This window comes from Bacteroides difficilis (assembly GCF_048319815.1).
Lineage (GTDB): Bacteria > Bacteroidota > Bacteroidia > Bacteroidales > Bacteroidaceae > Bacteroides > Bacteroides zhangwenhongii.
The window spans coordinates 2,271,955-2,286,475 of sequence record NZ_CP182814.1 but is presented as its reverse complement, the minus strand read 5'-3'; the positions used below and the strand labels follow the sequence as shown (position 1 = coordinate 2,286,475).

The window sequence follows — 14,521 nt, the reverse complement described above, 5'->3', positions numbered from 1 at the left end:
AATAAAAATTCGAAATATGAAAAGATTAGCAATTGCAATGATGTTGGGTATCGCAGCCATGTCTGCTTCAGCCCAAGTAAATTACAAGATGCAAGTGGCTTGCAATCCGCAAGACGTGAAAACGTATGATACAAACCGCCTGCGTAGTAGCTTCCTGATGGAAAAAGTAATGGTTCCGAACGAAATCAACGTTACTTATTCCATGTATGACCGTTTTATCTTCGGTGGAGCAGTTCCTGCAACTAAAGAGCTGGTATTGGAAACTATCGACCCGCTGAAAGCTAAATTCTTTTTGGAACGCCGCGAACTGGGTGTTATCAACATTGGCGGTGAAGGTATCGTAACCGTAGACGGTAAAGAATACACATTGAAATTCAAAGATGCTTTGTACGTAGGTAGAGGCAAACAGAAAGTGACTTTCAAGAGCAAAGATTCAAGCAATCCCGCTAAGTTCTACATCAACTCGGCTACTGCTCACAAGGAATACAAGACTCAGTTGATTACAATCGACGGACGCAAAGGTTCTCTGAAAGCGAACTCTTTCCCTGCCGGAAAGATGGAAGAAAGCAACGACCGCGTTATCAACCAGCTGATTGTCAATAACGTGCTTGAAGAAGGCCCTTGCCAATTGCAGATGGGACTGACAGAGTTGAAACCGGGTAGCGTATGGAACACAATGCCTGCACATACTCACAGCCGTCGTATCGAAGCATATTTCTACTTCAACGTACCGGCAGGCAATGCAATCTGCCACTTCATGGGCGAACCGCAAGAAGAACGTATCGTCTGGATGCAGAACGAACAGGCTATCATGTCACCGGAATGGTCTATCCACGCCGCTGCCGGAACCAGCAACTATATGTTTATCTGGGGTATGGCGGGTGAGAACCTGGACTATGGAGACATGGACAAGATTAAATATACAGAAATGCGCTAATCGTTGCGCAGCTCTGAATCACATATCAGTAAGAGAATGTGTTAATACGCAGATTAACGCAAATTATCGCAGATTGTTTTAATTATATATAGGTTAACCAACGGCCTATAAAATTACTTCTGTGATAATCTGCGTTAATTTGCGTTTTATTATTCGTTATGATGCCCCCTTTGAAACAAATTACATATATAATGTAACGGATAATACATGAATTCGACCAATTTTTACAAATGAAATCCAGTCGAAATACCGACCTTTGTCAGCGAATCAAAATCTATTTAAATCCATTATCATGAATGCATTTCAAAAAACAGGCGAAAAGATGACAAACTACAGATGGACTATCTGTGCTATGCTATTCTTTGCTACTACAGTCAATTATCTCGACCGACAGGTTCTTTCATTGACCTGGGACGAATTTATCAAACCGGAATTTCATTGGAATGAGGTACACTATGGTACGATCACTTCCGTATTTTCTATTGTCTATGCCATTTGCATGTTGTTTGCCGGACGCTTTGTCGACTGGATGGGAACCAAGAAAGGATATCTCTGGGCAATCGGCGTATGGTCGGCAGGTGCTTGTATGCACGCACTTTGCGGAATCGTAACCGAGCAATACGTAGGTATGCACAGCGCAGCCGAACTGATGGCCGCTACCGGAGACGTTGTTGTCGTGCTGGCTACCGTAAGTATGTACTGTTTCCTGGCTGCACGCTGTATCCTTGCACTTGGTGAGGCCGGTAACTTCCCTGCAGCTATCAAAGTAACAGCCGAATATTTCCCGAAGAAAGACCGCGCTTATGCAACTTCCATTTTTAATGCCGGTGCTTCTATCGGTGCTCTGATCGCTCCCGTATCTATCCCATTGCTCGCTAAGGCTTGGGGATGGGAAATGGCTTTTATCGTTATCGGTGCTCTCGGCTTTATCTGGATGGGAATGTGGGTATTCATGTATACTTCTCCCGACAAGAGCAAGCACGTCAATAAAGCCGAATTGGACTATATCGAACAAGATAAGTTTGAGGAAGGTGAGATCCCCGCAAATGCAGAAGTGAAGGAAGAAAAGAAAATGAGCTTCCTCCAATGCTTCACATACAAGCAGACATGGGCTTTTGCCGCCGGTAAGTTTATGACCGACGGTGTGTGGTGGTTCTTCCTGTTCTGGACTCCGTCTTATCTGAACACCCAATTTGATATTAAGACATCCGATGGATTGGGTATGGCATTGATTTTCACGTTGTATGCGGTGACCATGTTGTCTATCTACGGTGGTAAACTTCCGACTATCTTTATTAATAAGACAGGTATGAACCCGTATGCTGCCCGTATGAAAGCGATGTTGATTTTCGCATTCTTCCCATTGGTAGTATTGTTGGCACAGCCGTTAGGAACACTTTCTCCGTGGTTCCCGGTTATTTTAATCGGTATCGGTGGAGCGGCTCACCAATCATGGTCGGCCAATATCTTCTCTACGGTGGGCGATATGTTCCCCAAAACCGCAATTGCAAGTATTACAGGTATCGGCGGTATGGCCGGTGGCGTAGGTTCTATGCTTATGCAATACGGTGCGGGCGTATTATTTGTGCATGCTGACGAAACTCACATGACATTCATGGGATTTGAAGGCAAACCTGCCGGATATTTCATCATGTTCTGTATCTGTGCAGTATCTTACTTACTCGGATGGGTGATTATGAAAGCATTAGTTCCGAAATACAAACCTATCGTATTGGATTAATTCATCCACTTACGTTAGATAACAAACAAGAGGGGGAACTCATCGCGAGTTCCCCCTCTCTCTTGTGTATTAACAATAAATTTCTTTGAAAAAGGAAAAATAAAAAAGCCTCTTCTCACGAAGAAGGCTTTTTAGGTTTACTTATTCTGCACCATCTTCCTGCAATATTTCCAATTGCAACACTTGAGATGAAGTGTCATTGCATTCTCATAATGAAGAATAGTAAACGTTAAGATGAAAAAAAGGGAAGTCTCACGACTTCCACAATTCTTCTAACCTTAAATCTAAATCTCTATGAAAAAAACGTGCTGCAAATATAGGCGTTTGTTCAACATAGAGGTGTTAATGAATCGCATAAAGAGAGAATAAAAACTAACATCTGCAAAAATTAGCAAATCACTCCTTATACTCCATTAAATTTAATAAACTTTCGTAGAGTGGATTGGACTTCAGATACTTAGGGACTCCTGTCACAAACATCTGTTTTCGCGCACGGGTAAGAGCTACATTCAGTTTACGATCAATCAGCGTACCGTCTTCTTCTGTTAAATTCGATACAAACTTTAATTGAAAATAACTGTTGATGCAACAGGAATAGATGATTACATCCCGTTCGCTCCCTTGAAAACGCTCGACAGTATCAACCATAATCCGGTTCAGAGCCGGAATGCCCAATGCGGCTATTTCTTTTTTAATCAGTGCTATCTGACTTCTGTAAGGGGTAATGATTCCCAACGTACGCGCCTCATCGAAATCTGTCCGGCAATCCTCATAGATACGGGCAACCAGATCCGCTACAATACGGGCTTCCGAATGGTTTATTTTCGTAGATGTTCCTGTCTTCTCCGGTACGGAAGGATAAAAAGCCAGACGACAAACAGTATCGGAGTCTTCCAGTTGGTGAGGCAATCCGACGGGAATCAGACGCCCTCCATAAAAAGCACGGTTGGCAAATAGAGCCACTTCGGGATGCATACGACCTTGACGGCAAAGCATATCGTAGGAAGGATGAGAGGTCAGGGATGACTGACGAGCGGTGCAGTTGCGGTAGAGACGTTCAAACAGGGAATCTTTCAAGTTGGTCAGTCCGATAGACAGCAAGGACTCCTCGTAGATAGCGGACTGTTCAGAACTTTGCAGCACAACGGCAGGAAGTTGCTTATGGTCGCCAATCAGGATAAATTTATCAATGGCATTCCCACCCTCTTCGCCACGTGCACAAAGAATGCCTAATAGCTGAGGTTCCAATATCTGGGTAGCTTCATCTATAATGGCAACATTAAAATGTTTCAGACGGAACAATTCCGGTTTGCCGGAAATGGCCGCTACGGTTCCTACAATGATGCGGCAACTCCGAATACGCTCGTAAACTTCCGAACGGCGGTTGCAGGAGGCCAACTCGTTTTCTATCAGATGAGTGCGGTAAGTCTCGTCGCACGACAATTCACTTCCCACACGGATAAAATCAACGACAGGACGAATGGAAGCAAGCGATTTGCATATCTCGTCGACAGCCCGGTTCGTATACGAAAGCAGGAGGATTTGAGCGCCTTTATCCGCATGGAATGTTTCAACCATCTTCTTTAAGGCACAAGAGGTCTTTCCGGTTCCCGGAGGACCGATAAGAAGAAAATAATCTTGCGCGGCTTTCGCTTTCAATGCGACACGGGTGAAGTCGTCTTTCGCCTGTGAAACAAGAGAATCCAATGATTCGTCGAACTTCGGCGGACGCTGTGCCAGCAATAAGTCGCGACGTTCCTGTGTTGCAGAGAGATAAGCGTACAATCCTTGATACATGGAGCGGAATGTCGTATCCATCGTGTCATGTTCTATCGCATAAAGGCTATCGGCAGGGAGCACCGAAGGATTCTGCTGTGTAGCCCGAAGGCGGATACCTATTTCATGATCGGTCAGATGTTCGATATTACCCTTGAATACCATTTTATTGGTTACGTTATCCGTCCCGCAGTTTCGTTCATAGAGGATAATGGCGTCACCTTGACGGAAATTAGGAAGTACGTTTTGTATATCATTGTCCCCCACTGTCTCCGGCAGTTCCTTTTCTTCTAGATCGGAACGTACCAATAATAAATAAGCTTTATGCTCGTCGGCGGCATGATTTTCACGAATCCGCAAATTATAGATAATCTCACCGGCTTCGCATTTCTCGGCCAATGTGGAAAGCCACAAGGAAGCTGCACCCGTACGCCCTTCATAATCCACATCACCGGACTTAGAAGTATAAAGTTCTTTCGTCAGAAAATTATAGACCGCATAAAAATAGCTCTTTTCTATGGCGGAAAGCCTCTGCAACTTCTCCTGAAAGCGATCAATGGGCGGCCGCAAATAGGTTTCCCAGAAACGTCCTCGCAAGCCACGTTCATTCAGTGTGGAAGCATTGATCTCATCTAACTTCCGTGCGGTATATTCCGGATTGTTATGCAACTGGATACCATATTCATCGGCTACAATCCGGTTGCGCAAGTCAATCACACGGCGCACCATTGCCCAAGAAGGCCGTGAAGGGTAAAGAAGCGGATAACGGGTATAAAGCAAATAGGCTTTTACTTTCCGGTGATCCATCCCCATAGAGTATTGCAATACTGCCTGATAAAGCAACATCTGCACCTTGTTGTTCTCTTTCGGTTCCACCTTGCCACGGATAGCGTACTCGTCAGCCTTACCCGATTTCATTTCGATGAAGGAGGACATATCCCGTTGCATATAATCAAGGCGGCCTTGCAGTCCGAGCGCTTCGCAGATATAAGAAGGTTCAAGCACCGCATCCGTCTTGTCCAATTCGTATCCGGCAGCATGAAAAGTATCATTCACCGTTTCGCGGATATGCTCGAAATGTAATTTGCAATCATCAAAGAATTGCCGCTCCTTCTCTCTGTCCCGCAAATCGGGGCAAGCCGCCAATTCGATGGGATAGCGGCGGAAAGCCTTTTGCATACAAGTCCGATAATCAATATCCTCGTTCGGCGCATGAATCCATTCATCCAGAAAGAGATTGGCAATATTTCCCAGTAACAGGGGACGGGCATTCTCAATCGGTTGCATTCGGGAAAGGAAGTAGTTTCCCGGATGGTGTCCGTAATCGCGGAAACACTCTGCAAGCGAACTGATATCAATCAGATAATCCGGTTCGAGAACGATGAAAGAAGGGGTAAGGATTCCCGCCTCATCTATCGCAACGTCAAGCAGATTCACCTGGGCATGTTGCCAAAGCAGCTTACAGGTTTCTGCAAACTCTTCGTTTATTTGAGGTATATTATAGCGGACAAGATAGGGCTTTTCCGAGACTTCGTCCAAAGGAGTCACATACAGATATTGTTCGTCCGCATATTGAAAACAGACACGCATTCGCCGGACTCGTTCACGGGCAGGAGGGGCAACCAGATAGGTAGCGTCCGCACGGGGAAGCAAACGGTATAACTCATCCGGAATATTTTCTCCCGAAAGTTTGCGGATCAGAAAGGCCAGTGTTTTAACATCCCGCAAGAGGTTTTCCCTGTTCGGTTCGAAACGGCGGTTCAGGATTTGATTGGAAGTCAGGCGGAAAGTATGAAGCCGGTTCTGCTCTCCTACCGAAAGTCCGGTCTTGGCGGCAATAAAACTGATTCGTGCCGAGAGGTCGGTCATTTGCAAACTGCCGCTCTGCATTTGCGCCCGGCAAATACGTTCGAGCAAGTCGCGCATCTGCTTGTAACCAACGGTCAGTTCATCCTCTCCCGCCTTGCAGACTGCTAAAAGTAATTCATAAGATTCTATCGCTTCACTCTTCTGACAGGGCAATTTCATCTTCTATTTCCTCTTCGGTTTTCTTCTTATCCTTTATCATCAGGATACTCATTTCGTATAGCAGATAAAGCGGAATAGCGACAACACTCAATGTAAACGGATCGCCTGTCGGAGTAATAATGGCAGCAGCTATCACAATGACGACAATCGCATGGCGACGGTATTTCCGCAAGAAAGACTTATTGACTATTCCCAGCAGGGATAGCAACCAGGTCACTAACGGCAACTCAAAAGCCAGCCCCATACAGAGTACCAACATCATAAAATTGTCGATATAGGAATTGAGCGACAGAATATTCTCCACTTCCGCACTCAACTGATAGGTGGAAAGAAAACGGAGCGTCAACGGATAAACCATAAAGTAACCCAGCAAAACACCGACAAAGAACATCACCGTTCCAACTGTCAGAGCTTTACGCACTCCTTTCTTTTCATTGGGATAAAGGGCAGGACCGATAAAGCGCCATACTTCAAAGAAAAGATAAGGCATGGCAGTGACTACCGACATCCAAAAGGCTGTCGACATATGTATAAAGAAAGGAGCCGCCAAGTTAATATTGACCAGCTTCACTTGAAATTCTTGTGTGAAGAAATCATCGGTCAAATCAAGCGCCCGACCGATATGCCGTAATAAATCGTAGAATATGAAATCATTGTGGCAAGGCGCCAATATCACATGATCAAAAAGATAAGGCATGGCAATAAAATAACCTATTGCCAATACAAACCAAACTCCGATCACCCGGAAAAGTACCTTGCGCAGTTCATCCAAATGATCCCAAAAGGTCATTTCTGCCATCCGTACTTGCTTTACTTACTTGAGTCCGCCGGTTTGTCCAGGTCTTCTTTTGCCTTATTTATTTCCTCTTTCGCATCATTCACTCCGTCTTTGAAGCTCTTCACTCCTTTTCCCAAGCCACGCATCAATTCAGGAATTTTCTTTCCGCCAAAAAGAAGAAGGATAACCAAAGCGATAATAATCCATTCGGACCCACTAGGCAAAAAGCCTAACAATAATAAGTTTGTCATAAGTTTATTTGATAAAGAGGTTTTTATTAGTCGGTACAAAGATAATTATTTTCACCACAGATTACACGGATTAACACAGATTTATAGTTTATCGCCTGATTTACCCTTCTGATAATCCTCTTCAATCTGTGTTAATCCGTGTAATCTGTGGTGAACTAATCCTGATAATATACCCGTTTCACCCGCGTCGATATGCTAGTCAGCACTTCGTACGGAATCGTATCCAGCTTGTCGGACAATACTGTGATCGGCAGGTCGTCACCGAAGATTATAGCTTGGTCGCCTTCACGGCAGTCGATGTCCGTAACGTCTATCATACAGACATCCATGCAGATATTGCCCACATAAGGGGCTTTCTTGCCGTTCACCAGACAGTAAGCATTTCCACGCCCCAAGTGTCGGTTCAGGCCATCGGCATAACCGATAGGAATAGCGGCTATACGGGACGGACGTATCAAGTGTCCCATCCGGCTATATCCCACCGTATCTTCTTCGGGGACATCCCGAATCTGAAGTATGGTTGTCTTGAGCGTGCTGACATTATGTATAATCGAATTATCTATCGGACTCACTCCGTAAAGTCCGATACCTAGCCGTACCATGTCAAACTGTGCTCCGGGAAAACGCTCGATTCCTGCCGTATTGCAGATATGGCGTAAAATCTTATGCGAGAAAGCCGCCTGCAATTCTTGCGAGCCTTTTTCAAACAACTCGATTTGCTGCCGGGTGAAAGCGTCAAATTGAGGAGAATCACTGCCCACGAAATGAGAGAATACCGAACGGGGAATTACCGCATTCTGATTCTTCAAGCGACGGATAAGCAAGGGGATATCTTCCGCTTCAAAACCCAGCCGATGCATTCCCGTATCCAGTTTCACATGAATAGGGAAATTGGTGATTCCTTCCTTTTCTGCGGCTTTAATCAGCGCATCAAGCAAATGGAAATTATAAACTTCCGGCTCCAGTTTATAGTCAAACATCGTTTTGAACGCTGTAAGCTCCGGATCCATGATGATGATAGAGGACGTGATACCCGCTTTGCGCAGTTCGGAACCTTCATCGGCTACCGCCACAGCCAAGTAATCGACATGATGTTCCTGCAAAGTCTTGGCTATCTCGTATGAACCGGCTCCGTATGCCGACGCCTTCACCATGCAGATCATTTTCGTCTCAGGATGGCGCAACATGGAGCGGTAATGATTCAAGTTCTCCACCATCGCACCCAGATTTACCTCCAGTATCGTTTCATGCACTTTCAGTTCGAGTGCTTCGGACACCAGATCGAAGTTGAACACACGAGAACCCTTTATCAGAATCACTTCCGAATGAAGGGATTTGAGCAGTTCCGATTTAAGAAGCGCTTCGGTATTAGGGAAGAAATAACGTTCTATCCCGTCGTCAAAACGAGCGGCACACGAAGAAATTTCCGGTCCTACTCCTATCAATTTATCAATACCCCGACTCTGCACCAGTTGGGCTACACGCCGATAAAGCGTGGCAGTACTCTGTCCCGTTTCCAGAATATCCGACAGAATCAGCGTACGTTTCAGTCCTTTTTTTTCAGAACGGCGCACCAGGAAGTCAAGAGCTATATCCAGAGAGGCCAGATCCGAATTATAGCTATCATTAATCAATAGGCAGTTATTCTTTCCCTCTTTCACTTCAAGGCGCATGGCAATCGGTTCGAGACGTGCCATGCGTTCCGTTATCTGATCGGCGGGAGTCATCAAGTAAAGACAGGCAGCCAAGCAGTTTAGTACGTTTTCGATAGAAGCGTCGTCGATGAAAGGAATGCAGAAAGTGTTATCCATATTCAGATAACGGTAAGCGATAACGGTATGGTCTTCTTTCTTTGTCACACGACTGATGTACAACGGACGTTCAATATCCGTACGGCTCCAGGCAATCTCACGTGCGGTCAGCATTGATTTCGCCACACAATTGCTAATCAACTCATTATCACCATCATAAATCACGACATCACAATCTTTGAAAAGGGTTAGCTTTTCCATGCACTTCTCCTGCAATGAGAAGAAGTTTTCCTGATGAGCACCACCGATATTCGTCAGAATACCGATAGAAGGCTTTATCATCCGTTTCAATGCACCCATCTCCCCCATCTCAGAAATACCCGCCTCGAAAATTCCCAATTCTGCTTCTTCGGAAAGTTGCCACACAGACAATGGAACACCAATCTGCGAATTATAACTACGCGGAGAACGGACGATACAACGGTCCGGACTCAGCAATTGGTGCAACCACTCTTTCACAATGGTTTTTCCATTGCTTCCGGTGATACCGATTACAGGAATATTAAACCTCTCCCGATGTACCTCAGCCAGTTTCTGCAATGCTTTCAGAGGGTTCGGAACGATGAGGAAATTGAGAATGGAGGAGAAATTGAGAGTTGAGAGTTGAGAATTGAGAATTGGCTGCGCATCATCACCCTGCATAGCACTCTCAATTCTCAACTCTCCATTCTCAACTTGTTTAAACTCTTCCTCTGAGACCACAAAGTTTCGGACACCCCGGGCGTACAGTTCGGGGATGTAGCGGACTCCACTATTGCGTTTGGTGGTTAATGCAAAGAAAAGGGTTTCTTCCGGAAAACTCAGGGAACGGCTATCTGTTAAGAGCCAATCGATAGTCGCTTCATATTCACCCACACGGCGGGCGCCGATACTTTGGGCTATGGATTCAATCGCGTATGACATAGTTCTGTTTCTTTTTGAAAATCTAAGTACGGGTATTTTCTGATAAGTCGTTCTATTTTTAACACTATTTGTCCTAAAAAGCGTTGATACGCTTCGGACTCGGGATGAAAGGGCTTGTGCGCCAAGTCCCGGCGAATGTCTTCTACTTCGCGGATAACCTGCTTTGTTTCAGCGGAAAAGAAGGTTTCGGAAAAGCGCTCCCAAAGGTAACGGACCGCCAACGGAGACGGATGCAACATATCATCCGCATAGAAGCGATAATCACGTAATTCATCCAATACGATTTCATAAGAGGGGAAGTAGAAAACTTGTTCCGGGAACAATTGCTGCAACCGGTCGATGGCCAGTAACAAAGTAGATTTACTCAATTGGTTGGCGTGCATTCCATCCCGGATATGACGGATGGGACTGACTGTAAACAAGAATTTCAAGGTTGCATTGCAAGCAGCCATATCGGTAATCAATGAAGTGTATTCATCTACTATCTCATCCACAGACAAAAGTCGGCGATTAAAATCATTCTCCGGTAATTTGTGACAATTGGAGACTACCTTTCCTGTCTCTTTTGCTTCATAAACATAGGCTGTTCCGAAAGTCAACATCAGCCAATCAAGCTTCGGCACAGTCTGATGGGCTTGCAGCAAACGGGCATTGATATTCTGCAACGTAACCTCCGGAATAGTAGCCGAAAAAGAGCCATGATGCATAGTACTATGCCACACCCCTCTATAAGTAAACAAATCTTTCTCCGTATATTCTTTCTTTGTAATAATCTCTTTCAAAGCTGAGGATATGGACAAAGGATTATACAGAATTCCGAAAGGATTCAAATCCAGTTGAAACTTGGCCTCTGTCAAGAAAGTTCCCATATTCTCAGCAAAACAAGATCCCATCAAAAGAATAGGAGATATATGGCTGATAGACGGTAGTCCGACCGGCAATTCCACTGATGTTTGAAAGTTCATCATGATTTTCCTACATTTTATTACGTTTCGTGGGCAAAAGTATACTTTCTTTTCGTATTTTTGCGCTAAATTTCCTCGAATCATGAAGAATGAACCGATATATAACTTGCTAAATGCTATTAATTACCCCGAAGACCTACGAAAACTAGACGTAGACCAACTGCCGGAAGTATGCGATGAACTAAGGCAAGACATTATTAAAGAGCTCTGCTGCAACCCGGGACATTTTGCTGCCAGTCTGGGGACGGTGGAATTGACTGTAGCCTTACACTATGTCTACAATACGCCATACGACCGTATTGTATGGGATGTGGGACATCAGGCGTACGGCCACAAAATTCTGACAGGGCGGCGCGAGGCTTTTTCCACGAACCGCAAATTTGGGGGAATCCGCCCTTTCCCGTCACCGGAAGAAAGTGAATATGATACTTTCACTTGCGGACATGCTTCCAATTCCATCTCCGCAGCTCTCGGTATGGCTGTAGCCGCTGCCCGGAAAGGAGAAACCCAACGTCATGTCGTAGCCATCATCGGCGATGGTTCGATGAGTGGCGGACTGGCTTTTGAAGGACTTAACAACGCATCTACTACGCCTAATAACCTGCTGATTATCCTGAATGACAACGATATGGCAATTGACCGTAGCGTGGGAGGAATGAAACAATATCTTTTCAATCTGACAACCTCCAACCGTTACAACCAATTGCGTTTCAAACTTTCACGGATGTTGTTCAAGCTCGGTATTCTGAATGAAGAACGCCGCAAAGCGCTGATACGTTTCGGCAATAGCTTGAAATCGATAGCTGCCCAGCAACAGAATATTTTCGAAGGGATGAATATCCGTTACTTCGGTCCGATAGACGGGCACGACGTGAAGAACCTAGCCCGGGTGTTGCATGATATTAAAGATTTGCAAGGTCCCAAAATCCTTCATCTGCACACAATCAAAGGAAAAGGATTTGCACCGGCGGAAGAACACGCTACCGAATGGCATGCTCCGGGCAAGTTCGATCCTGTCACCGGCGAACGTTTCATAGCCAACACGGAGGGAATGCCTCCTCTCTTTCAGGAGGTATTCGGTCATACCCTAGTGGAGCTTGCAGAAGCTAATCCAAAGATTGTCGGTGTGACCCCCGCCATGCCCAGCGGTTGTTCGATGAATATTCTTATGGAGAAAATGCCCGAACGCGCGTTCGATGTCGGTATCGCCGAAGGACACGCCGTTACCTTCTCCGGAGGAATGGCTAAAGACGGGATGTTGCCATTCTGCAATATCTATTCCTCGTTTATGCAACGGGCGTATGATAATATGATTCATGATGTAGCCATACAAAATCTTCCCGTTATATTGTGTCTCGACCGTGCCGGACTTGTCGGCGAAGACGGTCCGACTCATCACGGAGCTTTCGATATGGCTTATTTGCGTCCGATACCCAACCTGACCATCTCCTCCCCAATGGATGAACATGAATTGCGCCGATTGATGTACACAGCACAACTGCCGGATAAAGGTCCGTTTGTGATCCGTTATCCGCGAGGACGCGGGGTAGTGGTTGACTGGAAATGTCCGTTGGAAGAAATCCCGGTAGGAAAAGGCCGGAAACTGAAAGATGGTGACGACCTTGCGGTTATAACAATCGGCCCGATAGGCAACACTGCCGCCCGCGCCATTTCCCGTGCTGAATCGGAACCAGGCAAGTCTATCGCCCATTACGACTTACGTTTTCTGAAGCCTTTGGATGAAGAGCTATTACATGAAATCGGACGGAAACATCAACGTATCCTCACCATCGAGGATGGTATCGTCAAAGGTGGCATGGGTAGTGCGATTCTTGAATTTATGGCCGACAATGAATATAAGCCGACCGTAAAACGTATCGGTATTCCTAATATATTTGTGGAACATGGTTCAGTTGCAGAGCTGTATCATTTATGCGGTATGGACGAGGAAGGTATTCTGACTAAAATAAAAGAATTTATCAACTGACATGAAGATCATTATTGCCGGTGCCGGCAACGTAGGCACCCATTTGGCCAAATTGTTATCGCGCGAAAAGCAAGATATTATCTTGATGGATGATGACGAAGAGAAGCTAAGCGCTCTCAGCTCTAACTTCGACTTGCTGACAGTTGCCGCCTCTCCTTCTTCCATTTCCGGACTAAAAGAGGTGGGTGTCAAAGAGGCCGATCTGTTTATCGCAGTCACTCCGGATGAGAGCCGCAATATGACTGCCTGTATGCTGGCTACCAACTTGGGAGCAAAGAAGACAGTGGCGCGTATCGACAACTACGAATATCTTCTGCCTAAAAACAAAGAGTTCTTCCAGAAACTGGGAGTAGATTCATTGATCTATCCGGAAATGTTGGCTGCTAAAGAGATCGTATCTTCCATGCGTATGAGCTGGGTACGTCAATGGTGGGAGTTTTGCGGAGGAGCACTCGTGCTGATCGGTACAAAGATGCGTAAGAAAGCGGAAATTCTAAATATTCCCCTACATCAGTTAGGCGGTCCCACCATTCCATATCACGTAGTAGCCATCAAACGTGGAACGGAAACCATTATCCCGCGCGGAGATGACGTAATCAAACTAAATGATATTGTTTACTTCACCACTACTCGCAAATATATTCCTTATATACGTAAGATAGCCGGGAAAGAGGATTATGCCGACGTGCGTAATGTAATGATTATGGGTGGAAGCCGCATCGCTGTCCGTACCGCCCAATATGTGCCGGACTATATGCAGGTGAAAATCGTCGATAATGATATCAACCGTTGCAACCGACTGACCGAATTATTGGATGACAAGACTATGATTATCAACGGGGACGGCCGTGACATGGATCTTCTTATTGAAGAAGGGCTGAAAAACACAGAAGCCTTCGTTGCCCTGACCGGGAATTCCGAAACCAACATCCTTGCCTGTCTCGCCGCCAAACGCATGGGAGTGGAAAAGACAGTTGCGGAGGTGGAGAATATCGACTATATCGGCATGGCGGAAAGTCTCGACATCGGCACGGTTATCAATAAAAAAATGATCGCCGCCAGCCACATCTACCAGATGATGCTGGATGCTGATGTGTCTAATGTAAAATGCCTGACATTCGCCAATGCGGATGTTGCAGAGTTTACCGTTCCCGCCGGAGCTAAGATAACCAAGCATTTAATCAAAGACTTAGGGCTCCCGAAAGGAACTACCATCGGAGGTATGATCCGTAATGGAGAGGGAATACTGGTAACCGGCGATACGTTGGTCCAACCGGGTGACCACGTAGTGGTGTTCTGCCTGAGTATGATGATTAAGAAAATTGAGAAGTTCTTTCATTAAGT

The 14,521-nt window shown here is 45.5% G+C and carries 9 protein-coding genes; 4 read left to right on the top strand and 5 right to left on the bottom strand.

The features are described 5' to 3' along the window. Window positions 1-16: 16 nt before the first annotated feature. Together kduI and ACNOGP_RS08440 are read left to right on the top strand one after the other, a co-directional pair. Entirely contained in the window at window positions 17-937 is a 921-nt protein-coding gene (gene kduI / locus ACNOGP_RS08445) for a 5-dehydro-4-deoxy-D-glucuronate isomerase (protein ID WP_007764793.1), read from the top strand. Window positions 938-1,229: 292 nt separating this feature from the next. After that, entirely contained in the window at window positions 1,230-2,678 is a 1,449-nt protein-coding gene (locus tag ACNOGP_RS08440; RefSeq protein WP_007764791.1) for an MFS transporter, read from the top strand. A gap of 396 nt (window positions 2,679-3,074) precedes the next feature. On the opposite strand, the gene ACNOGP_RS08435 is transcribed toward ACNOGP_RS08440, so the two are convergent. From ACNOGP_RS08435 to ACNOGP_RS08415, 5 genes are all read right to left on the bottom strand, one after another. Further along, window positions 3,075-6,482, bottom strand: coding sequence for an AAA domain-containing protein (locus tag ACNOGP_RS08435; protein ID WP_418214542.1), 3,408 nt, complete (start codon window positions 6,480-6,482; stop codon window positions 3,075-3,077). Continuing rightward, window positions 6,457-7,281: a twin-arginine translocase subunit TatC gene (gene tatC / locus ACNOGP_RS08430; RefSeq protein ID WP_186966756.1), complete on the bottom strand. Its 825-nt coding sequence runs from the start codon at window positions 7,279-7,281 to the stop codon at window positions 6,457-6,459. Before tatC ends, ACNOGP_RS08435 begins: the two co-directional genes overlap by 26 nt. A gap of 11 nt (window positions 7,282-7,292) precedes the next feature. Continuing rightward, entirely contained in the window at window positions 7,293-7,511 is a 219-nt protein-coding gene (locus tag ACNOGP_RS08425; RefSeq protein WP_007751163.1) for a Sec-independent protein translocase subunit TatA/TatB, read from the bottom strand. Window positions 7,512-7,666: 155 nt separating this feature from the next. Next, window positions 7,667-10,225: a bifunctional UDP-N-acetylmuramoyl-tripeptide:D-alanyl-D-alanine ligase/alanine racemase gene (locus ACNOGP_RS08420; protein WP_418214541.1), complete on the bottom strand. Its 2,559-nt coding sequence runs from the start codon at window positions 10,223-10,225 to the stop codon at window positions 7,667-7,669. Then, window positions 10,201-11,190 (bottom strand): GSCFA domain-containing protein, encoded by a 990-nt coding sequence (locus ACNOGP_RS08415; RefSeq protein WP_418214751.1) that lies wholly within the window; start codon window positions 11,188-11,190, stop codon window positions 10,201-10,203. Before ACNOGP_RS08415 ends, ACNOGP_RS08420 begins: the two co-directional genes overlap by 25 nt. Window positions 11,191-11,272: 82 nt before the next feature. Here ACNOGP_RS08415 and dxs point away from each other — a divergent pair, with 82 nt between their 5' ends. Both dxs and trkA read left to right on the top strand, forming a co-directional pair. Further along, the gene (gene dxs, locus ACNOGP_RS08410; protein WP_186966754.1) at window positions 11,273-13,177 is read left to right on the top strand and encodes a 1-deoxy-D-xylulose-5-phosphate synthase; all 1,905 of its coding nucleotides are present in this window, start codon (window positions 11,273-11,275) and stop codon (window positions 13,175-13,177) included. A 1-nt stretch (window position 13,178) separates the two neighbouring features. Further along, complete coding sequence (gene trkA / locus ACNOGP_RS08405) at window positions 13,179-14,519, top strand: Trk system potassium transporter TrkA (RefSeq protein WP_007764769.1); 1,341 nt, start codon at window positions 13,179-13,181, stop codon at window positions 14,517-14,519. The last annotated feature ends 2 nt before the right edge of the window (window positions 14,520-14,521 follow it).